Origin of the sequence: Prosthecobacter gellanilyticus, from assembly GCF_007992435.1 — a bacterium.
Lineage (GTDB): Bacteria > Verrucomicrobiota > Verrucomicrobiia > Verrucomicrobiales > Verrucomicrobiaceae > Prosthecobacter > Prosthecobacter gellanilyticus.
Genome location: NZ_BKAG01000004.1, coordinates 150,851 through 171,814, shown reverse-complemented (window position 1 = coordinate 171,814; position 20,964 = coordinate 150,851). Strand labels below are relative to the sequence as shown.

The following is a 20,964-nucleotide window of genomic DNA, read 5'->3' as shown; positions in this document are numbered from 1 at the left end:
GCCTATTGAGGAAAGCCCGCATCACTCTCATGATGCGGGCTTGGAAGAGTCAAGGGATACGCACAGAGGACTGTGCGAGTCACCTTACTTGCTGTTCTCGGCGAACTGGGCGTCGAAGACGATCTTGCTCGGCGGGAAGTCGAGCTTCTTGACGTAGGCGCAGGATTCGGTGGCACCGAATTCGCGGTCCATGGCGCCGTCTTCCCACTCGACGCTGAGGGGGCCGTTGTAGCCGATGTCGTTCAGGGCGCGGATGATGCGCTCGAACTTGATGTCACCACGACCGACGGACTTGAAGTCCCAGTAACGAGGAGAGGTGTGGAAATCGGTATGACCGCCGAAGACACCGGCTTCGTCACCGAGGTTCCAGGCCACGTCCTTCATGTGCACGTGGAAGATGCGGTCGCTGAACTTGCGGATGAACTTCTCATAGTTCACGCCCTGATAACCGAAGTGGCTCGGGTCATAGTTGAAACCAAAGGCAGGATGGTAATCCACGGCCTGGAGGGCTTTCTCAGCGCTGGCGATGTCGAAGGCGATCTCGGTCGGGTGGACTTCGAGAGCGAACTTCACGCCCTGGTTTTTGTACTCGTCAAAGATGGGGCCCCAGCGGTTGGCGAAGTCCTTGTAACCTGCCTCGATCTGGCCGGGAAGGTTCGGCGGGAAGGAGTAGCAAAGGTGCCAGATGCTGCTGCCGGTGAAACCGTTGACGATGCTGATGCCAAACTGCTTCGCAGCCTTGGCGGTCTTCTTGATCTCGGCGGCAGCGCGCTGACGGACACCTTCCGGATCGCCATCGCCATAGATGTAGGCGGGGAGGATCTGGGCGTGACGCGGGTCGATGTTATCACACACGGCCTGGCCCACCAGGTGGGTGGAGATGGCGAAGCACTTCATGCCGGCGGCATCCAGCTTGGCGCGTTTGGCATCGCAGTAGGCCTGGTCAGCCTTGTCCACTTCGAAATGGTCGCCCCAGCAGCCGAGTTCCACGCCGTCATAGCCGAAGGACTTGGCCTTTTGCACGACGGTGTCGAAGGAAAGGTCGGCCCACTGGCCGGTGAAAAGAGTGACGGGTCTGCCCATGGTGGTTCAGTTTGGTGGTTCGGGGTTCGGATTTGAGGTCGGAAAATCGACGAGGCCGATTCTCGATAGGGCGCTTGGCTTGGCAAGCGAAAGGAAGGCCCAGGTGGCAGGACAGGCACTGAATTCAGGGTTGCACCCCCCTTAGAATGACGCTCCCTTCGCGCCCCCCTCTCTATTTTCCCCATGCAAAGCCTTTGGAACGACTCAGAAGCCGCCACTTTCGGAAACGACCCGCTCGGACAGCGTGTCTACACCAGCCGCCTGCTCGGCCGGAACCCGGAACTCGTCCTCCATGGCGGCGGCAATACCTCGGTCAAAGTGACGGAAAAGGACTTCTTCGGGGACTCCGTGGACCTCTGCTATGTGAAGGGCAGCGGCTGGGATCTGGCCACCATTGAGCGTGCCGGTTTCTCCCCCGTGCGCCAGGAGGCGCTGATCAAGATGTCCAAGCTGGCCACCATGAGCGATGAGGACATGGTCCTGCAGCAGCGCGCGGCGATGACCAACCCAAACGCCCCGGCGGCGAGCATCGAGGCCATCCTGCACGCGATTTTGCCCTTCAAGTTCGTGGACCACAGCCACGCGAATGCCATCTCCGCCCTCACCTGCTCCGCCGATGGCGAGGCCCGCGTGAAGGAGATCTATGGCAACCGAGTGATCATCGTCCCTTATGTGATGCCTGGCTTCATCCTGGCCAAGACGATTGCGGACCTCATTGCCGGACGTGACCTCAAGAAGGAGGGCATCCAGGGCATGGTGCTGCTGAAGCACGGCCTCTTCACTTTCGATGACGATGCGCGCAAGAGCTACGAGCTGCACATCGAGATGGTGACGCAGGCGGAAGAGTATCTGGCGAAGAAGGCTGGCAGTGCGGCCAAGGCTGCCGCAGCCGAGGTCAAACCGGACCTCATGGCGCTGGCAAAGCTGCGCCAGGTCGTCTCGAAGAAGCGTGGTTTCCCGCAGATCGCCCGTCTGAGCACCAGCGCTGCCGCTGTGACCTACTCAACTTTGCCAAACGTGGCTGACAGCGGTGCTCGTGGTCCCCTGACCCCTGACCACAGCATCCGCACGAAGCGCATCCCGGCTGTGCTGGGTGAGGATCATGACGCCAGCGTACAGAAGTTTGCCGATGACTACGCGGCTTACTTCACCAAGCACGCGAACGGCCAGACCATGCTGGATGCCGCGCCACGTTTCGCCATCTGGCCTAACAACGGTGTGGTGAGCTTTGGTGATACACTGAAGGATGCGAACATCGTCGCTGACATTTCCGAAAGCACCGCCGCCACGGTCACTCTCGCCGAACAGACCGGCGGCTGGCAGCCACTGAGCGACAAGGACATCTTTGAGATCGAATACTGGGATCTCGAGCAGGCCAAGCTGCGCAAGGGCCCGGCCCGCAAGGTTCATCAGGGCAAGGTGGCGCTCGTCACCGGTTGTGCCGCAGGCATCGGCTTCGCCATCGCTGAGTCTCTCGCTGAACAAGGCGCGCAGGTCGTGGGTCTGGACATCGACAAAGACATCCCGGAGATCATGAAGAAGATCGGTGCCATCGGCATCGTGGTGAACCTCACCGAGGACCAGCCTGTGCAGGACGCCATCGACTTCGCCGTGCGCGAGTTCGGCGGCATCGACATCGTGGTCAGCAACGCGGGCATCTTCCCGAAGAATGATCCGCTGGACACCATGGTGCAGACGGATTGGGACCGCACCCTCATGATCAACCTCACCAGCCATCAGAAGCTGATGAACAAGGTGATCCCGTATGTGAAGCAGGGCATCGACGCGAGCATCATCTTCGTCGGCAGCCGCAACTTCAAGGCCCCTGGCCCAGGTGCGAGTGCCTACTCCTGCTCCAAGGCCGCTCTCACGCAGCTCTGCCGTGTGGCTGCGCTGGAACTGGCCCCGCACAAGATCCGCGTGAACATCGTGCATCCAGACGCCGTGTTTGACACCAAGCTCTGGACTCCTGAAGCCCTGCTGAAGAGCGCTACCCGCTACAACATGACGGTCGAAGAATACAAGACCAAGAACCTCATGAAGGTGGAGATCAAGAGCAAGGACATCGGCAACATGGTCAGCGCCATGGCCAGCCCTCTGTTCGCGAAAGTCACCGGTGCCCAGATCCCTGTGGATGGCGGCAATGACCGGGTGATTTGATGGAGTCTGGAAAAAACTTTGCCGTGTAGCAAAGAGGGTAACAGACAAGTTTACCCTCAGGAGGATAACAGATTGAATCTGTTATCCTCCTGCGCTCCCAACAAAAATTCTTGCGTGCCTCTTTTTATGTTTAACTTCAGAAGGCATGAAACCCAAGCGCTGCCTCAGGCCCGCATCTCAAGCCCCCGGCATCCAATGGAAGCCTGAGGATTGGTTAACGCTCTGGAAGATCATATTTCCCACTCTTCCTCAACTGGTGAGGAGTTTCGCATGGCTCATCTTTGCCCTAGCATGTTTGATGTATTCTATAGCCACGGAGACTTTCCCGTTTGAGGACCTACTACCGATCTTCAAGAGGTTGGCATTCAAGTAGCGAAGCATCAAAATCAAGCTCATGCCCTTCCCCGAACTCCCTCTCTCCGCGCCTTCGCTGCTGTTTCCGGCGATCTCGTTGCTGATGCTGGCCTACACGAACCGGTTCCTGGGGCTGGCCTCGGTGGTGCGCGGGCTGCATGCGAACTGGAAGAGCACGCAGGAGCCGATCTTGCTGGCGCAGATCCAAAACCTGCGGAGGCGCATCCGCATCATCAAGCACATGCAGACCTTCGGCGTGCTAAGCATCCTCATGTGCGTGGTGAGCATGACGCTGATCTTTTTCAGCCATCAGACGGGTGCGCAGATCACCTTTGGCCTGAGCTTGCTGCTGAAGTTCAGTTCGCTCACACTTTCCCTGGTGGAGATCCAGATGTCCGGCAAGGCGCTGGACATGCTGCTGAGCAATGTCGAATGCCAGGAAGAGTGAGAATGGCCTTGGAGGTCACACAGCCTTTGGTTAGGCTCGTCCCATGAAAATGCTCTGGCTCCTCTGTTTCGCCCTCTTGATGGCCCCGCCCGTCATGTCGGCGGAAACGGGCAGGAAGGAACCAAAGCCTTCCGGCAGGGCGAAGGTTGCGGCGTTGAGCCTGACATCGGCCCAGAGGTATCGCCTGCTGGAGATTCTCAACGAAGGGAACGAGTCCATGCTGCGCTCACTGCCTGGCATCGGAGGCACAAGGGCGCTGGCCATTCAAAAGGCCCGGCCGTATCTCGAAGTCATTGATCTGCTCAAGGCCGAAGGCGTGGGCGAGCAGTCGCTGGTAGACATCGTGGCCCATGCGAAGGCAGGCTTCCCTGTGACGAAAGAGGAGAAGAGCAACACGAAGAAGTCCTGAGTGAGTGGCCAGACTCAGGTCAGCGAGTCACCTGGATGCAGTTCGTCATGGTCACCGACGCATTCGAGATGCGTGGTGAAATGCACCGCCTGTTCCGTGCACTTCATCACCGTGCGTTCGATGTCTGTGGTGATGCGATGCGCCTCACGCAGCGTGATGTCATCCGGAAAGAGGAAGTGCACGTCCACATAATGCACATGACCGGCATTGCGATGACGCAGGGCATGAAAGGTGACCCCGCGCGCCGCTGTCTCACGAGCCAGCGCCTCATCAAGTTGCCGCGTCAGCTCAGGATCCGCGTGATCCATGAGGCCGGCCACGCTCTGGCGCAGCAGATCATAACCAGAAACAAGGATGTTCCCTGCCATGATCAAGCCGCACACCGGATCCCACCAGGCTGCGCCCGTGAGGTGCATGAGCCCAAGCCCCACGATGGCCCCGAGGCTGGTCCAGCCATCCGTCAGCACATGACGGCCGTTTGCCACGAGAATGAGAGACTGCTGCTGGCGTCCCGTGCGGATGAGATACCAGCCTAACCAAGCATTGATCACCACCGTGGACAGCGTGAGCAGCACGCCTGCGCCGAGGTTCGCCACCGTGAGGCCTTCAATCCAGCGATGGATGGACTCATAGATGATGAAAACGGCCGCGAGGATGATGAGCCCGCCTTCGATGCCTGCGGAAAAGAAGGCGATCTTGCTGTGCCCGTAGCGATGATTTTCATCCGCAGGCTGCGCGGCGAGCCAGAGGCTGTAGGCCGCGAAAACGACCGCCGCCACATGCACCACGGACTCCGCCGCATCACCGAGGATGGCCGCGGAACCGGTGAGCAAATACGCGCCCATCTTGATGACGAGCATGACAAAGCCCACGGCCAGTGAAAGCCGCATCGCCCGAGCCTGCGCCTGGTCAGGAACGCTCATGAGAGAAGCACATCACGCACGGACGCGGTATCACTCAGATCCTCCAGGCACAGCCACGGGGAATGCGGACGTAGCGAATCTGCTTTAAAATGGCCGGTGCCAACTGCGAGGCAGCGCGCACCGATGGCATGCGCGCAGGCGATGTCCTTCGGTGTGTCACCGATGACGATCACGTCTGTGGCAGCATATTGACGGCCTGTCTTCTGGCTCATGCGCTGCATGGCCACGGGACCGAGCAGATTGCGGTCCTCCGCATCATCTCCAAAGGCACCATCGACGAAATGAGGATGCAGGCCGAAGCGCTCCAGCTTCATGTGCGCACCACGGCGCACATTGCCAGTGAGCAGACCGATGTCAGCGCGACCATCCGCGACCAAGGTTTGCAAAAGGATTTCGATACCCGGCATCAGCACGCCAGGAAAATCAGCATGAGCGAGACGCCGCTCGAGATGCCCGAGGTAAGTGTCCATGTAGCGCTGCACGGCCTCAGGCTCCATGACACGCCCCACCTGAGTGAAGAGCTCTCTGACTACGCCGCCGTCCGTGGCTCCCGCGAGATTCAGCGGCGGCATGTCCTGCCGGCGGACATTGAAAATCTCCTCCATGGCATCCAGCAAGGACGCACCTCCGGCGCCTCCGGTGTCGAGCAGGGTTCCATCAATATCGAAAAGCAGAAGTCGTGGCATGGTCTGCCTTTAGAAAGGCAGGAAGGCGGCCTCTGAAAGCGGAATCTCGCCCCGGTTTCGTCATGACAGGACACATGACTGCCGCCAAAACACGACAAAGCCCCTGCCTCGCGAAGAGGACAGGGGCCGGAAAGCAACGTAAGCGGCGAGGCTTACTTGACGTGCTGGCTCACATACTTGGTGAGTTCGAACATCGTGGCAGACTTGGCGCCACCGAAGAGAGGCTTCAGTTTGTCGTCAGCGTTGATGTTGCGCTTGTTCTTGGGATCCTGGAGATCGTTCTTCTTGATGTAGTCCCAGATCTTCTTGGTGATCGCGCTGCGAGGCTGCGCGGTGTTACCAACAACTGCAGCGAGCACGGCGTCTGGCTGCACGGGTTTCATGAGGGCGGGGTTTGCTTTGCGAGTAGCTGCTTTTTTGGCCATAGGAACGCCATGCTGACTGTTTTCTCTTTGGTGGTCAATACCTCATCTTAAAGTTTTTTGGGCTTTTCCCCTGGGGAAATGCGAGTTTGAGAAGTCTCGCTGCCATGTCAGACTTGTGCTTGCACCGGGCTGATCATTCAGCACTGAACTGAGCACATGTCTGATTCACCCATCCTCCTTCCTCCCTCCACCATCGGCATTCTTGGCGGCGGCCAGCTCGGCCGCATGCTGACGCTGGAGGCACGGCGCATGGGCTATCGCGTGGCTGTTTTCACGGATGAAAAACCTGGATGTCCGGCCGGCCAGTGGGCAGATGCGGAATACAATGCCGCGTATGATGACAAGCACGCGCTGGAGCGCTTTCTCAGCCGTGTGGATGTGGTGACCGTGGAGTTTGAAAACATTCCGGATGCATGCCTGCAGGCCGTGGAGGCCGTGAGGCCTTTGCGCCCGGGAAGAAAGGCCATCCACACGACGCAGCATCGTGAACGTGAGAAACTTTTTCTGCGCGATCAAGGCATCGCCTGCGCACCATTCCGCATCGTGGAAACACTGGCGCAGCTTGAAGAAGCCGTGAAGGAGTTAGGCCGTCCGTGTGTGATTAAAACCGCTGCTTTTGGTTATGACGGCAAGGGCCAGGCGAAGGTGAATGCGGACACCGATCTCGCGGAAGCCTGGAAGGCCTTTGAAGGTCATCACGCAGTCGTCGAGCAATGGATTCCCTTTGTCGCAGAAGTCTCCGTGGTCGGCGCACGCTCCGTGGATGGCCGCATGGCCGTGCATGGCGTGCTGGAAAACCAGCATGCGCATCACATCCTGGACGTGACCATCGCACCCGCACGTGTCGAGGTGAGCATCACCGACCAGGCGCTGGAACTTTGGGAAGCTGTGGCGGAAGGTCTGGACTATGTCGGCACCATGGCGGTGGAGATGTTTGTGACGGCGGACGGCAAGGTCATGGTGAATGAGATCGCTCCGCGCCCGCACAACAGCGGCCACTACAGCATTGATGCCTGCGTGACGAACCAGTTCCAGCAGCAGCTCCGCGCCATCTGCGGACTCAGCCTGGGTGATCCGAGCCTGCACACCCCGGCGGTGATGATCAATCTGTTAGGTGATGTCTGGCCGGCGGAAAAAACACCGCCGGACTGGAGCGCCGTGCTCATGCATCCGCGTGCCAAGCTGCACCTTTACGGCAAGGCCGAAGCCCGTGCAAAACGCAAGATGGGGCATATCACCGTTCTCGGCGACACCGTGGAAGAAGCGCTGGAAAGCGCCCAGTCCATCAAAACAGGCCTCGGGATGGCCTGAGCGTGCTTTGGAGGGCGCGCTCATTTACAAACTTTTGGGTAGGCCGGACCCTGCTGTTCAGCATCGATGGAATTAGCAAAAAACGCTCGACTTAAGCGTGCTTGATATTTATTTTCGGTTAATTAATCGAAGTTCCAACTTCCGGTTATATTTTCTGCAAATTTCAAATTTCCTGATAGTATCAATGCGCTGAATTAGTCCGTCCCGCATGAGTTTCTCGTTCCGCAGCATGTTTCAAGGCTCTGCTGACTCACTTCAGCAGGACCCTGTCACGCTGCAAGAGGCCCCTGTGCCGGGTGGAGCCCATCCCGGATTCGCTGCGCCTCCACCAATGTCTGCCGTCTCATCCCCACCTCTGAATGCTGCCGCCTCCCCTTTTGGCGCGCCCATGTTCAAAGTCGCTCCCGGCGAAAACGCCACAGGTGCGGGTGTCATCCAGACCTCTCCTTTTGCCGCCGCAGGTGCCAGCGCAGGTACCAATGCCCCTCTGACGGTCGGGGACGTGCTTCCCCAGTTGCCTCCAGAGATTGCCCGGCACGGAGCCCTGCCGCCCGATCAGCCCGTGGCGATCTCCAGCCAGACGATCGATGAAGCGCTGCGCAGCGGGCAGGCTGCCGTGCCCATGTTTGAGATCTACCGGGTCTGTCCGGCCCTGTTTCAGACACCTGTCTCACCGCAGGATCCGCGGATGATCCCGCTGCCTGCCTCGAAGCTCCCACGTCTCATCGCCGCCGCGCAGTCCGGTGGTGCCGTGGGCATGGCGCCGCCGATGCCCATGATGGCTTCCGCGCCGCCCATGAGCGCCTCCCCCTTTGCCATGGCGGCCCAGCCTCCGGGAGGCGGCATGATGATGGAGACATCCCAGCCACCGCCGCTACCTGGCACCACGACACCCAGCGGCATGCTCCTCCCCCCCAAGCGCCAGGGCCCGCCACCGCCGCTTGCCGAGGTGGGTTCCCGGGACGTTTCACCGCAGATTTCCCTTCCAGGAGCCTCCTTCCCCATGAGCCCCTTTGCCCCTGCCGGGGCGGAGCCTCAGGCCCCTTTGGCTCCCGCAGGCCAGCCTTTCGGCATGGCCCCTGGCATGGGAGGCAGTCCCTTCGGTGCGGCTCCCGGTTCAGGACTCTCCTCTCCCTTCATGACCAGACCGGAGACGCCCTCTGAGCCCGCGCAGGCACCTGCGGCAGCTGCTGCATCCCCCTTTGCACCGTCAGGAATGGCACCCGCCTCGCCGTTTTCGGCCCCACAGGCTCCGGCAGCACCGTTGGGTGCGCCAAGTTCCCCCTTCTCAGCTTCACCGCCCCCTCTGCCCGCCGCCCCTCCGGCTTCGTCATCTCCGTTTGGCGCAGTCGCCCCTGCTCAGGGCTCCGGGGTCATGGTCGGCGCATCGCCCTTTGGCAGTTTGTTTGGTGACAAGGCTGTGCCCACCGGCCAGCCAGCGCCTGACGCTCCTGGTGCCGGACCGCGCATGGTCGGCTCCAGCCCCATGGCCATGCCTCAGGCACCCGGCCCCATGGCACCAGCCTCTTCGGGTAGTGCTCCGGTCAGCGGCCCTGTGCGCATCAGCCTCGCCGGCATGCTGAAGGGTTACACAGCGGCGGAACTGGGCTTTGACCCCATGGTCGTGCCAGCCTGGATCACCACCTCCATGCCAGCCAGCGCCGTCAAGGAACTGCTGGGCACGCCCACGCCGCTGGCCCAGCTCGGCTTCCTGGTGGATGGCATCACGGATATCGGCTTCCGGAACGTGCTGAACACAGCTCGACGTGACTTCCAGATCCGTGTCGATCCCGAGCTGCTGCAAACCGCCATCGCAGGCAGCAACGCACCTCCCACGTTGCCAAATCTTTCGGGGCTGGGCCCTTCCGCTCCCTCTCCAGCGCCTCAGGCAGGTCCAGGTCCGGTGATGATGGTCGCCGCCCCCTCTTCGGGTGCCCCGGGTAGTCTGCAAACCTCTGTCATGCGTGTAGAGCCACCACCCGGCTTCGCACCACCATCCCAGCCTGGAGCACCCGCTTCGCCTTTTGGAGCCCCGGCTCCGTCTGCGGATGTGATGACTCCCTCCTTCACCGCCCCTGCCGCGCCGTTGGCAGAGGGCTTCGGAGCTCCTGCGGGAGCTGGCTCTCCCTTTGCCTCGGCGCAGCCCGTGCCTCCGGCTTTCAGCATGCCTGCCGCCGGATCACCTTTCCAGACGCCAGCAGCCCCTCCAGGACTACAGCCACCAGCGGCACCGACCTCATTGCAGGCAGCTTTTGCTCCGCCCCCCTTCGCCCCTGCCCCAGCAGTGGCACCGCCCCAGCCTCAGGCGCAGCCTCAATTTGCCGCCTTCCCCGGCACGCCAGCCGCACCGCCCCAGGACCCGTTTGCAGCACCATTGCCCTCAGGGGTGCCGCTCTTCCAGCCTGCGGCGCAGGCCGCATTCTCACCTCCTGCGGCACCGGCATACCAAGCACCGGCCCTGCCCACGGCTCCGTTTGCTTCGCCGCCTTCGGCACCTTTCGCAGGCGCCCAACCTCCCGCCGCCGGAGCCTCCCTGGCTCCGCCGCCCATGTTCCTGGAGACCACCGTGCTGCCACCCGAGCCCAAACCAGGGCCTCCTTCCGGTTTTCAGACCTTCAGGCCTCCGGCCTCCGATCCGACGGAGAACGGCTTCAGCAGTGATCAACTGCTCGGCCAGATCCAGCCGCCTCATCTGGAGCGCTCCTGGAGTCATGCGGCCGCCGCCGCCGCTTCCGGCCCCCTTTCCCCAGCCGCCGCTCTTGAGCGTTCCGCGGCTCCGGTGATTGACATCCCGGCCACACCCGCTGCCTTCTTTGATCCGGCACCTCCTGAAGCCACGCCCCCGCCCGTGAGGGCATTCGTGCCGCCAGCCTTTGAGGAAAGCGCGCCCCCCTTCCAGCCCCCGGCTGCCTTCCCTGCGCCTGCCCCGACCACCATGCCGGCTGCCAGACCTGCTTCGCGGCCCGCCGCCAATGCAGGTTTTGCCGCCCAGACGAGTCTCGGCGTCCAGACCCACGATGTGAACCCCGACCAGATCATGCTCCGCGCCCTGCTGGACACGGACTGTGATCTCACACCCCAGCGTGTCGTCGAGCTTGCTTGCGGTCTGCCCGGCATCGCCGCCTGCGTCTGCCTGCGTGAAGGTGGCACGGCCATCTCCCATGCCGGCGCGCATAAGCCCCAAGCCCGCGAATTCCAAAAACAGGCCTCCCAGCTCGCCCAGCACCTGCGTGCTCTCGCTCCGCTGATCGGCATTGATGGTGCGGAAACCTTCACCATGAACTCGGGAGACCGCCTCATGACCTTCTGCTTCCCCGAGGGTGCCATCCTTGGTGTCCTGCATGATGCCGAACCCACTCTTGGCCTTCGGGATAAGATAACCTTGATCGCACGCGAGCTTTCCCGCATGATCGTCTGAGCCATGCCCGCCATCGATCCCAAAGCACGCACCATCCGCTTCAAGATCGTCTACTGCGGCACCCCGCTGAGCGGCAAGACCACGAACCTGCGGCAGATCCACGCCAAGCTGGATCCCCAGGGCCGCAGCGATCTCGTGAGCCTCTCCACGTCTCAGGACAGGACGCTCTTCTTTGATTTCCTGGCCGTGGAAAGCAGCGCCCTGCCCGGCTACCGCACCAGCTTCCATCTCTACACCGTTCCTGGCCAGGTCACCTACAATGCCACCCTGCAGCTCGTGCTCCGCCAGGCAGATGGCGTGGTCTTTGTGGCCGACAGCCAGATGGACCGCCAGCGGGACAACATCCACGCTTACCAGTCCCTCGAGGCCAATCTCAGGCTCAACGGCTCCAGCCTCGACCGCCTGCCCACCGTGCTGCAGTACAACAAGCGCGATCTCCCGAACAGCGCCCCGGTCGAATACCTGGAGTTCCTGCTGAACAACCGCCCGGTGCCGCATCTGAGCTTCGAGGCGGATGCCAAGAGCGGTCGCAACGTGCTCGCCACGCTGAATGCCATCACCCAGGGCGTCGTGGCCCAGTTTCAAAAAGCCCAGGAGCAGCACAAGGATGTGCTGCGCGAGGTCGTAGCCGCTTGAGGTGAGGCCGCATGGCATCTCGCCAAAGGACCTACCAGAATGCCACCAAGCCTGCCGGGCTGACCGCCATCTGGCGTGCGCCTTTGGGGATCTTGAAAGACGCAGGCTGATCCAGCAGATCGCCCCAAGCCGTCGCCTCGATGTCTCCATTCACACCGACAGCGAGTCCGGCCACTGCGGCAAACATCTGGACCTGCGTCAGGGTAGGGGGCGGTGCTTTTGCACCTCGATGCGCCTTCAGAAATCCATCATAGAAAGTCAGCACGCCACTGCCCATGGCCTGCACTTCATCAGCTCGCCCATTGACGGACTGCCAGTCGCCTCCAGTGAGGTCACGAGTCCAGATGTCCCCGCCCACCACCCACAGCCAGCCATCGGCACTCAGAGTGGCATCCGGCAAGGAACTGACCTGCGGTGGCTTGAAGAACTCTGCCTTCCCGGGTGTCCGTAAATCCAGCACCATCAGGGTTCCCGAAGTATCCCGTGCCACCACCTTCCCGGGCAGCCCGGACGCAAACAAGTCACGGCAGCCTTCCCGCACAAACTCCATTTGTGCTTCCGCACCACCGTAGATGCGCCACACACGGCGCTGGTCGTCCAGCATCACCACCTCATCAGGAGTTCCCACCAGCTTCCTGACCCTCATCGGCGTCAGGAGAGGCTGCACCACTCCAGGTTTGGCCGCATCCCAAGCCATCAGCGAATCCGATCCGATGAGCGCGACTCCGCCCGTGCGTGTGAGCACCGCCTCCGTCCAGAACTGATTGATGAGCTCGGCTGGAGGATAGCACTCCGGCTTCACCGGCAGCACTGCATGAAGATGAACATGAGGCGTGCCCACCACCGCCGCCATGCCGTAGCTCGCGGTCATCCTGGACCCATCGGCATTGACCATCGTGCGATACGTGTTCGTAGCATCTACCGAGTCACGCAGCGCAGGCCCTCCCTGCGCCACTGACGGTCTCGCTTTTTCATTCTCGGCGTTGCCTCGGCCATTCCAGGGTGGGTCTCCCGCTCCGCTGCTGTCAGCCACCTTTGCAGGTTGGACCTCCTTCACAAACATGGCTGGGGAGATGCCCGGTTGCTTCAGCTTGGCTGCCTTTTGAGGCGAAACCAGAGGCTCCTCCAGCCACCACCAGAGCCCGACAGCCAGCCCGCCAATCAAGATGCCCAGCATCAAGCCCGAAAGAGAGGCCTGAGGGCGATGAGTGATGGAGCGAGAGTAGGCCATCCGCTTAGAGGAGAGGTTCAGCGACCTCACTCAGACTCCTGATAAAGACCTTTGCTCGATCTGGTTCTGATCCATTGCACACTTCCTGCTCCCGTTTTTAGCCTTGCCACCCCGGGGAGAGACGCTACGCTCGACCCCGTTCCCCCCGCCAAATCCACATCCCTTACATGGACAAACGCAAATCGCCCGCCAAGAAGAAAGCCGCCTCCAAGCCAGCCCCCAAACCGAGCGCCAAAGCTTCTTCTTCCTCGAATTTCGACCTCGCCCACATCCGCGAAATCGTCAGCCTCATGGCTGAAAACGACCTGACCATCTTCAACTTTGAAGCTCAGGGCTCCAAACTGGAACTCCGCCGCGGTTCAGACTTTGAAGCAGCCAAGGAACTGCTCAAGAATCTGCCTTCCCACTCTGCCGCGCCTGCCATGACCATCGCAGCACCGGTGGCCGCTGCTCCTGTGGCCGCCATCCCCGCTCCCGCCCTTGCTGGCGCTGCTCCTGCCGCAGCCCCCGCCGCTGCTCCGGCCGGCCCGACCATTAACAGTCCCATGGTTGGAACCTTCTACCGCTCCTCATCTCCCGGTGAGAAAGCCTTCATCAATGTCGGTGACAGCGTGGATGACAACACCACCGTCTGCATCATTGAGGCCATGAAGGTTATGAATGAGATCAAGCCTGAAGGCGTGCGCGGTGTGATCGCCCGCATCCTCGCGGAGGATGGCAAACCCGTTCAATACGGCCAGCCTCTCTTCGAACTCAAAGCCTGACCACCCAGCGTAGAGCCCAGGGCATAGAGTCCGAGAGTCTGGATCCTTCCACCACTCGCTCCTTCCTGTCCCAGGCTCTCCGCATCTTACTCTCTGCCCTTCGCTCTTAGCTCTCCGCTCCCTGCCCATGTTTAAAAAAGTCCTCGTCGCCAACCGTGGTGAGATCGCTGTCCGCATCATCCGCGCCTGCAAAGAACTCGATGTCAAAACCGTCGCCGTTTATTCCGAGGCGGATGTCGATTCCATGCACGTCCACCTCGCTGACGAGGCCATCTGCATCGGCCCAGGCCCCAGCACGGAGAGCTACCTGAAGATCTCCCGCATCATCAGCGCCGCTGAGATCGCGAATGTCGACGCCATCCATCCAGGTTACGGCTTCCTCTCTGAGAAGGCCGAGTTCGCCGACATCTGCGAGCAGTGCAAAATCAAGTTCATCGGGCCCAGCTCCCGCGTCATCTCCACCATGGGTGACAAGAACAGCGCCCGCGCCACTGCCAAGGCCGCCGGCGTGCCCATCACCCCTGGTTCCGATGGCATCATCGAGAACGAGGAGCAGGCCCTCCACTGGGCACGCAAAATTGGTTATCCCGTCATCATCAAGGCCACCGCTGGTGGTGGTGGCCGCGGCATGCGCCCCGTGCTCAACGAGGCCACCCTCATCTCCAGCTTCCAGGCCGCCAGCCTTGAGGCGCTCAAGTGCTTCGGCGATGGCTCCATGTACATGGAGAAGCTCGTCGAAAAGCCCCACCACATCGAGTTTCAGATCGTCGCCGACTCCCACGGCAATGTTGTCCATCTCGGCGAGCGCGACTGCTCCATGCAGCGGCGTAACCAAAAGATCATCGAGGAGTGCCCGAGCCCCAAGATGACCGACGCCCTTCGCAAAAAGATGGGTGATGCCGCCGTCCGCCTCTGCAAAAAGATCGGCTACGAGAACTGCGGCACCATTGAGTTCCTCGTGGATAACAACCGCAAGGACTTCTACTTCATGGAGATGAACACCCGTATCCAGGTGGAGCATCCCATCACCGAGGAAGTCTACGGTTGTGACCTCATCAAGGAGCAGATCCGCATCGCCGCCGGCCTGCCGCTGAGTGAGCACGTGCTGAAGGCCACCGCCCGTGGCCACAGCATCGAGTGCCGCATCAACGCCGAGGACCCGGCCCGCAACTTCGCCCCCAGCCCGGGCAAGATCAATCTCTGGTACACCTCCGGTGGCCGTGGTGTCCGTGTCGACACCCACGTCTACTCCGGTTACGAAGTGCCTCCGTATTATGATTCCATGATCGCCAAGCTCATCGTCACCGGCGCCACGCGTGACATCGCCATCCGCCGCATGCGCCGCGCTTTGGGCGAGTTCACCGTGGAAGGCATCAAGACCACCATTCCGCTGCAGAGCAAGGTGCTCACCACCAGTGATTTCCAGAACGGCCAGTATGACATCACCTGGGTGGAGAATTTCCTCCGCCAGGAAGGCATGAAGAGCTGATCGAAATTTAAATCCTTCACCAAAGCGCGGACCTCACTAGTCCGCGCTTTTTTATGATGAGTGACGAAGCTGACCTGAACCCGTATGCTCCGCCGAAGGCGGAACTGATTCAGGTTGATGCCTCCCTTCCTGGCAAGATGCCTTCGAGCGTGCGATGGACGCTCGTTTATTCGATCTTCATGACGGTCGGATGGGGTGCCACCTCCGGGCGGCTGATTGTCGGAGACAGTCTTTCGAAGCTGCTTGAGGACCCATTTGACACCTTATGGATGTTTCTTGATCTCACTGCCCGTGTTGGATTGTTGGTTGCGCTGACTTTTGGAATGAGACGTCCTTGGGGACACCGGCTGGGAGCCATCACACTCATCGCCACCTGGCTGTTAGGTGTGTTGAGCTTTCTGATGCATCGCATGAGTTTCCTCCGACCCCTCGAGATCGCAATCTCAGCAGGACTCTTCCTCGTCATGTTGCTGCTGGTTTACCAGTTCATCTTCGGCCTCCCCAGCCGGATCTACCACGAACTCGTTTCAGCGAACAGAAACCTGCATGGCTGAGCGAACTAGTCGTCATGGGAAAACTTGTCTTGTTTGCGCATCTTCCGCATTTGCCGGAAGCCGATCAGCTTGCCTTTCTGCTCATCCCACAGACGAAAAGTCAGTGAGCGCAAGCTTGAGACGAGTGTGATGGGTTTGATCTGCTGGAACATGGGGTCAGCTTCATGGCAGCGCTGCAGATTGTAGTTGGGGATCCGGGAACTGAGATGATGGATGTGATGAAAGCCGATGTTTCCCGAAAACCATTGGAGGATCCTGGGCAGCTTGTAGAAAGAGCTTCCCTGCAGCGCTGCCCTGGTGAAGTCCCACTTTTCATCGCGCTCCCAATAGACGTCTTCGAACTGGTGCTGCACATAGAACATCCAGATGCCGATCGCACCCCCGACCATCTCCACGGTGAGATGAAGCAGCAGATAGGTGGTTAGGCCAAAGATCCAGCTCATGACGATCGCCACCGAGAGGATGGCCAGGTTCATCCAATGCACGGAGCGGCGGTCACGCGGGCTCGAGTTGGGAGCCGGGAAACGCTGCGCGATCACAAAGAGGTAGAGCGGCGCAATGCCAAAGAGCACGAAGGGGTTGCGCGCGAGGCGGTAGGCAAAGCGTTTCCAGCGGGAGGACTTGAGATATTCCTCGACGGTCATCGTCCACACGTCCCCCACGCCACGGCGGTCGAGCGCACCCGCGCTGGCGTGATGGATGGAGTGCTCCCACCGCCAGTGATAGTAGGGCGTGAGGGTGAGCACGCCGGTGATGAAGCCCACCACGTCATTGACCCGCCGGGACTTGAAAAATGAACCGTGACCGCAGTCGTGGAAGATGATGAAAATGCGGACGAGAAACATGCCCGCAAGGATGGCGAAAAGAAGTGTCAGCCACCATGACCACGACAAGCTCAGATACATGAGGCACCATAGCAACACGTAGGGACCGAGCGTGTTCACCAACTGCCAGGTCGCACGCCACCGGGATGGTTGCTGATACTTGAGGACAAGCGCCTTCCAAACAGTAACGCCAGGGCTGTTTTTGGGTTCAGTCCCCTTTGAACTCATGGGGCTGTTCATAGATTCTGCTTGAATGAATCGGATAGGGGCGGCTTTACGGATGGCGCATTGCGACTTTGAAATACTCGGCACGCAGAGCAATCTGATGAGATCAGGTTTTGACCCTACGGCAGCCTCAGGAGGCACGCAGAAGGGGGCGAATTCTCTTTTGGATGTTGCTTTCACTTGTCCGGCACCGATAGGCGGGTTGTCACGGGAGTCGCAGCACTCTAATCATTGTGCGAATCATCGTGAATGAACTCGATACATCCCCGGCCGAGGGAGTGCCTGCAACGGATTCATCCGAGGTTTTTCCTATCGTGGGTATCGGTGCCTCGGCAGGCGGACTGGATGCATTACGCAAGCTGCTGCATGGGTTGCCTGCGAACACGGGAATGGGGTTTGTGGTCGTGCAGCATCTTTCGCCGGCCCATGTGAGCAGCCTGACCGAGATTCTGGCTCGTGAGACGACGATGCCAGTCTGCGAGGTGAGTGATGAGCCCAGGGTCGAGCCTAACCATGTTTATATCATTCCCCCGGGTCGTGACATGACTATTGCGAAGGGAAGCCTGGCCCTGCTGCCGCAGGAACGGGCAGGGCTGCGCCGGGGCATTGACCAGTTTTTCCAGTCGCTGGCTGAGGATCGCCAGCACAAGGCGATCGGTGTTGTCCTGTCGGGCGGTGCCAATGACGGCACACAGGGCATTGAGGAAATCAAGGCCGCTGGGGGCATGACGTTTGCCCAGGATGAGAGTGCCTTGCATGGCAGCATGCCGCAAAGCGCAGTCGCCTCAGGCTGTGTGGACTTTGTGCTGTCACCGGAGGACATCGCCGCTGAGATCGCACGCATAGCGCGCCATCCTTATGTGGCCCCTGCCGACCGGGACGATGCCCCCACAGGATCTGAGCGCGCACGCATCGTGCAGATCGTGCAGCGCGCCACAGGCATGGACTTCACCCATTACAAGGCGAACACCATGCAGCGGCGCATCTCCCGCCGGATGATGATGCACAAGCTGGAGACCATACGGGAATATGTGGACTATCTCAGACGGCAGCCGGCGGAGGTACAGGCGCTCTACCAGGACTTGCTGATCGGTGTGACCAGCTTTTTCCGCAATCCTGACGCCTTTGAAGTACTCGCACGAACGGTCTTTACCAGACTGCTGAAGAACCGAAAGTCAGATGATCCGGTGCGCATCTGGGTGCTGGGCTGTTCAACCGGCGAGGAAGCCTATTCATTGGCGATCGCCTTTACTGAGTGTGCTGAGGCGGCACGCAGCCATGTGCCGTTGCAGATTTTCGCCACTGACACGAATGCAAAGAGCATCGACAAGGCGCGGACGGGATTCTATCCACGCAGCATTGCGGCGGATGTCTCCCCGGCGCGGCTGGCACGTTTCTTTGTGGAGGAGGAGCGGGGCTACCGGATCTCGCGGATCATTCGCGAGCGCTGCATTTTCTCCCGGCACAATGCGCTGACCGACCCGCCCTTTTCACGTTTGGACCTCGTCTCATGCCGGAACATGCTCATCTACCTGGAGCCAGTGCTTCAGCAGCGCATCATGCCAATGCTGCACTACGCGCTGAACCCTGAGGGCGGCCTGTGGCTGGGCAGTTCTGAAACGGTGGGCAGCTATCGGACGCTCTTTGAACTGGAGGATGTGCGTCAAAAGATCTTTGTGCGGCTGCCGGGGCCTCCTGCGGCCCGGTTTTCCACTCAGGTGCCGGATCGACTGCCGAACAAGGCCCATGCCCCTCCCACAATGCCACCCCGGGAACCAGAACAGGTGACGCTGCAGCGCAGGGTGGAGCGCCTGCTGCTGGCCAAGTATGCGCCGCCAGCGGTCGTGATCACCGAGGGTATGGAGATCATCCAGTTCTGCGGTGACACCGGGGACTATCTGTCGCCTGCGGCAGGAACCCCCACCCAGAGCTTGTTGAAGATGTTACGCGAAGGTTTGCAGGTCGGCGTTCGCGCCGCCATCCAGCGTGCCATCCTCGAGAAGGGGACAGTGCGTGAGACCGGACTTCGGGTGCGCGGCAGTGAAGGGTATCGGGAGATTGCGGTGGAGGTGATGCCGTTGCAAGCGGGCACCGCAGACCAGGCCGCCTTTGTGGTGATGTTTGACGACGGCGCACGGCCTCTGCGCCATGAGCCGCCGCCACCACCGCCACCCACGGGCAGCGAGGCGGAGGAGATCATCCGCCTGACCCACGAACTCGCCTCCACTCGTGAATATCTGCAGTCGGTGATTGAGCAGCAGGAGGCGGCGAATGAAGAGCTGCAATCGGCCAATGAGGAGGCGCAGTCCACCAATGAGGAGGCGCAGTCCACCAACGAGGAGATGCAGAGCATCAACGAGGAGCTGGAGACCACCAAGGAGGAGATCCAGTCCAGCAACGAGGAACTGTCCACCATCAATGAAGAACTGACAGCGCGCACCCAGGAGATGCAGGTTGCCCGTGACTATGCCGAAAGCATCGTGGCAAGCGTGCGTGTGCCTCTGCTGGTGCTCAACGGAGAACTGCGTGTCAAATCCGCCAGCCGGGCCTTCTATGAGCTGTTTCAGGTGACGCCTGAACTGACGATTGGCAGATGCCTTTACGATCTGGGCAACGGCCAATGGAATATCCTGGAACTACGCCGCCTGCTGGAGTCCATCCTGCCCGGGCAGACTTTGCTCAAAGACTTCGCGGTGAGCCATACCTTTGACGTCATCGGACTGCGACACATGTTGGTGAGCAGTTGTCGGCTTGTGCAGGCCCGTGGGCATGAGCCACTCATCCTTTTGTCCGTGGAGGACGTCACTGAACGCAGAGAGGTCGAAGACGCGCTAGCGGCGCGGATGGACGACCTGGACAAGGCTGACCGCAGCAAGGACGAGTTCCTGGCCATGCTGGCGCATGAGCTGCGCAACCCCCTCGCTCCCTTGCGGAATGCCTTTGAAATCCTGCAATTAGCGGATCTAAGTTCCAAAGAGCATGACAACGCCCAGCGGATGATCGGCCGGCAGATCGACAACATGAGCCGCATGATCGAGGATCTGCTGGATGTCTCTCGGATCACGGAGGGCAAGATTGAACTGCGGAGGCAGCCCGTGTCCCTGGAAAGCATTCTCACAGGTGCAACCAGCATTGTGCGCTCTGCCTGCGCCCGGCATTCACAAAATCTGAGCGTCTTGATGCCGAAGGTGCCAGTCTACCTGGATGCCGATGCCACCCGGCTGGAGCAGGTCTTCTCCAATCTGCTGGGCAATGCCTGCAAATATAGCGGAGATGGCAGCAATATCACCCTGAGCGCGGAACGTGCCGAGGGTGTGGATCCGCCGGAGGTGGTCATTACCGTGCGCGATGATGGCATCGGCATCGCCCCCGACTTGCTGCCGCGGATCTTTGATCTCTTCGTGCAGTCCAGCCGCACTCTGGACCGGACTCACGGAGGGCTCGGCATTGGCCTGACACTGGTGAAGCGGCTGATAGCGCTGCACGATGGAAACGTGGAAGCGCATAGTCAGGGGTTGGGTTACGGCTCGGAGTTCATCGTGCATCTGCCTATCCTGCGTGAGGCACCACCGCCACCACCTGCCTTGAAGGTTCGCGCTCCTCGTGAGCCGCCCCGCCGAATCTTGATCGTGGATGACAACACCGACTCTGCACAAAGCCTCTCCACATTGCAGCGTCGCCGAGGGCATGATACCTGCACCGCCTTTACTGGGCCAGATGCGCTCACCGCAGCCATCGCGTTCACCCCAAAGGTCGTCTTGCTGGACATCGGCCTCCCGGGCATGGATGGCTTTGAGGTTGCCCGTCGGCTTCGCGCCATGCCTGCTCTGGAGGGGGTTCTGCTCCTGGCGATGAGCGGCTACGGCAGCCCTGAAGATCGAAGACAGGCCAAAGAAGCAGGCTTCGACGACTATCTGGTCAGGCCCGTCGACCTGGAACAGTTAAGCCGGCTTTTGCGCGAGGCTCCTGGAGGGAATAACAACGAGTGAGAATCTGTCTGCCGGCCCACCTGATGACTCACGAT

General features: G+C 60.5%; 16 protein-coding genes. 10 read left to right on the top strand and 6 right to left on the bottom strand.

What is annotated here, in order from left to right:
• Positions 1–84: 84 nt before the first annotated feature.
• Complete coding sequence (locus tag BGE01nite_RS04700; protein WP_146849112.1) at positions 85–1,083, bottom strand: sugar phosphate isomerase/epimerase family protein; 999 nt, start codon at positions 1,081–1,083, stop codon at positions 85–87.
• Between the two features lie 183 nt (positions 1,084–1,266).
• Here BGE01nite_RS04700 and BGE01nite_RS04695 point away from each other — a divergent pair, with 183 nt between their 5' ends.
• The 3 genes from BGE01nite_RS04695 to BGE01nite_RS04685 all read left to right on the top strand — a co-directional run bounded on the left by BGE01nite_RS04695 (position 1,267) and on the right by BGE01nite_RS04685 (position 4,454).
• Positions 1,267–3,243, top strand: coding sequence for a bifunctional aldolase/short-chain dehydrogenase (locus BGE01nite_RS04695; protein ID WP_146849111.1), 1,977 nt, complete (start codon positions 1,267–1,269; stop codon positions 3,241–3,243).
• A 394-nt stretch (positions 3,244–3,637) separates the two neighbouring features.
• Complete coding sequence (locus BGE01nite_RS04690) at positions 3,638–4,045, top strand: DUF2721 domain-containing protein (RefSeq protein WP_146849110.1); 408 nt, start codon at positions 3,638–3,640, stop codon at positions 4,043–4,045.
• A gap of 43 nt (positions 4,046–4,088) precedes the next feature.
• Positions 4,089–4,454 carry a ComEA family DNA-binding protein gene (locus tag BGE01nite_RS04685; RefSeq protein ID WP_170266589.1) on the top strand — a complete coding sequence of 122 codons (366 nt, stop codon included), beginning with the start codon at positions 4,089–4,091 and terminating at the stop codon, positions 4,452–4,454.
• 14 nt (positions 4,455–4,468) lie between these two features.
• On the opposite strand, the gene BGE01nite_RS04680 is transcribed toward BGE01nite_RS04685, so the two are convergent.
• From BGE01nite_RS04680 to BGE01nite_RS04670, 3 genes are all read right to left on the bottom strand, one after another.
• Complete coding sequence (locus tag BGE01nite_RS04680; RefSeq protein ID WP_146849108.1) at positions 4,469–5,377, bottom strand: cation diffusion facilitator family transporter; 909 nt, start codon at positions 5,375–5,377, stop codon at positions 4,469–4,471.
• Entirely contained in the window at positions 5,374–6,063 is a 690-nt protein-coding gene (locus tag BGE01nite_RS04675; protein WP_146849107.1) for an HAD hydrolase-like protein, read from the bottom strand. The genes BGE01nite_RS04680 and BGE01nite_RS04675 overlap by 4 nt, the downstream gene beginning before the upstream one ends.
• 152 nt (positions 6,064–6,215) lie before the next feature.
• Positions 6,216–6,446, bottom strand: a complete 231-nt coding sequence (locus BGE01nite_RS04670; RefSeq protein ID WP_246145664.1) for an SWIB/MDM2 domain-containing protein — start codon at positions 6,444–6,446, stop codon at positions 6,216–6,218.
• A 198-nt stretch (positions 6,447–6,644) separates the two neighbouring features.
• Between BGE01nite_RS04670 and BGE01nite_RS04665 the strand changes: the two genes are divergently transcribed.
• From BGE01nite_RS04665 to BGE01nite_RS04655, 3 genes are all read left to right on the top strand, one after another.
• Positions 6,645–7,799 (top strand): 5-(carboxyamino)imidazole ribonucleotide synthase, encoded by a 1,155-nt coding sequence (locus BGE01nite_RS04665; protein WP_146849105.1) that lies wholly within the window; start codon positions 6,645–6,647, stop codon positions 7,797–7,799.
• 331 nt (positions 7,800–8,130) lie between these two features.
• Positions 8,131–11,217, top strand: a complete 3,087-nt coding sequence (locus BGE01nite_RS04660) for a hypothetical protein (protein WP_170266588.1) — start codon at positions 8,131–8,133, stop codon at positions 11,215–11,217.
• Between the two features lie 3 nt (positions 11,218–11,220).
• The gene (locus BGE01nite_RS04655; RefSeq protein ID WP_146849103.1) at positions 11,221–11,853 is read left to right on the top strand and encodes a GTP-binding protein; all 633 of its coding nucleotides are present in this window, start codon (positions 11,221–11,223) and stop codon (positions 11,851–11,853) included.
• A gap of 31 nt (positions 11,854–11,884) precedes the next feature.
• On the opposite strand, the gene BGE01nite_RS04650 is transcribed toward BGE01nite_RS04655, so the two are convergent.
• Positions 11,885–13,084 carry a hypothetical protein gene (locus BGE01nite_RS04650; protein WP_146849102.1) on the bottom strand — a complete coding sequence of 400 codons (1,200 nt, stop codon included), beginning with the start codon at positions 13,082–13,084 and terminating at the stop codon, positions 11,885–11,887.
• 167 nt (positions 13,085–13,251) lie between these two features.
• Between BGE01nite_RS04650 and accB the strand changes: the two genes are divergently transcribed.
• From accB to BGE01nite_RS04635, 3 genes are all read left to right on the top strand, one after another.
• Positions 13,252–13,848 carry an acetyl-CoA carboxylase biotin carboxyl carrier protein gene (accB, locus tag BGE01nite_RS04645; RefSeq protein ID WP_146849101.1) on the top strand — a complete coding sequence of 199 codons (597 nt, stop codon included), beginning with the start codon at positions 13,252–13,254 and terminating at the stop codon, positions 13,846–13,848.
• A gap of 127 nt (positions 13,849–13,975) precedes the next feature.
• The gene (gene accC / locus BGE01nite_RS04640; protein ID WP_146849100.1) at positions 13,976–15,337 is read left to right on the top strand and encodes an acetyl-CoA carboxylase biotin carboxylase subunit; all 1,362 of its coding nucleotides are present in this window, start codon (positions 13,976–13,978) and stop codon (positions 15,335–15,337) included.
• A gap of 149 nt (positions 15,338–15,486) precedes the next feature.
• Positions 15,487–15,891: a hypothetical protein gene (locus tag BGE01nite_RS04635; RefSeq protein ID WP_218032895.1), complete on the top strand. Its 405-nt coding sequence runs from the start codon at positions 15,487–15,489 to the stop codon at positions 15,889–15,891.
• Between the two features lie 5 nt (positions 15,892–15,896).
• On the opposite strand, the gene BGE01nite_RS04630 is transcribed toward BGE01nite_RS04635, so the two are convergent.
• Positions 15,897–16,943: a fatty acid desaturase gene (locus BGE01nite_RS04630; protein ID WP_146849098.1), complete on the bottom strand. Its 1,047-nt coding sequence runs from the start codon at positions 16,941–16,943 to the stop codon at positions 15,897–15,899.
• A 242-nt stretch (positions 16,944–17,185) separates the two neighbouring features.
• Between BGE01nite_RS04630 and BGE01nite_RS04625 the strand changes: the two genes are divergently transcribed.
• A complete protein-coding gene (locus tag BGE01nite_RS04625; RefSeq protein ID WP_146849097.1) occupies positions 17,186–20,929 on the top strand; it encodes a chemotaxis protein CheB in 3,744 nt (1,247 codons plus the stop codon).
• Positions 20,930–20,964: the final 35 nt, after the last annotated feature.

Coding starts and splice junctions, on each gene's coding strand:
- BGE01nite_RS04700 (WP_146849112.1), bottom strand. CDS start 1,083: ATGGGCAGACCCGTCACTCTTTTCACCGGCCAGTGGGCCGACCTTTCC.
- BGE01nite_RS04695 (WP_146849111.1), top strand. CDS start 1,267: ATGCAAAGCCTTTGGAACGACTCAGAAGCCGCCACTTTCGGAAACGAC.
- BGE01nite_RS04690 (WP_146849110.1), top strand. CDS start 3,638: ATGCCCTTCCCCGAACTCCCTCTCTCCGCGCCTTCGCTGCTGTTTCCG.
- BGE01nite_RS04685 (WP_170266589.1), top strand. CDS start 4,089: ATGAAAATGCTCTGGCTCCTCTGTTTCGCCCTCTTGATGGCCCCGCCC.
- BGE01nite_RS04680 (WP_146849108.1), bottom strand. CDS start 5,377: ATGAGCGTTCCTGACCAGGCGCAGGCTCGGGCGATGCGGCTTTCACTG.
- BGE01nite_RS04675 (WP_146849107.1), bottom strand. CDS start 6,063: ATGCCACGACTTCTGCTTTTCGATATTGATGGAACCCTGCTCGACACC.
- BGE01nite_RS04670 (WP_246145664.1), bottom strand. CDS start 6,446: ATGAAACCCGTGCAGCCAGACGCCGTGCTCGCTGCAGTTGTTGGTAAC.
- BGE01nite_RS04665 (WP_146849105.1), top strand. CDS start 6,645: ATGTCTGATTCACCCATCCTCCTTCCTCCCTCCACCATCGGCATTCTT.
- BGE01nite_RS04660 (WP_170266588.1), top strand. CDS start 8,131: ATGTCTGCCGTCTCATCCCCACCTCTGAATGCTGCCGCCTCCCCTTTT.
- BGE01nite_RS04655 (WP_146849103.1), top strand. CDS start 11,221: ATGCCCGCCATCGATCCCAAAGCACGCACCATCCGCTTCAAGATCGTC.
- BGE01nite_RS04650 (WP_146849102.1), bottom strand. CDS start 13,084: ATGGCCTACTCTCGCTCCATCACTCATCGCCCTCAGGCCTCTCTTTCG.
- accB (WP_146849101.1), top strand. CDS start 13,252: ATGGACAAACGCAAATCGCCCGCCAAGAAGAAAGCCGCCTCCAAGCCA.
- accC (WP_146849100.1), top strand. CDS start 13,976: ATGTTTAAAAAAGTCCTCGTCGCCAACCGTGGTGAGATCGCTGTCCGC.
- BGE01nite_RS04630 (WP_146849098.1), bottom strand. CDS start 16,943: ATGAGTTCAAAGGGGACTGAACCCAAAAACAGCCCTGGCGTTACTGTT.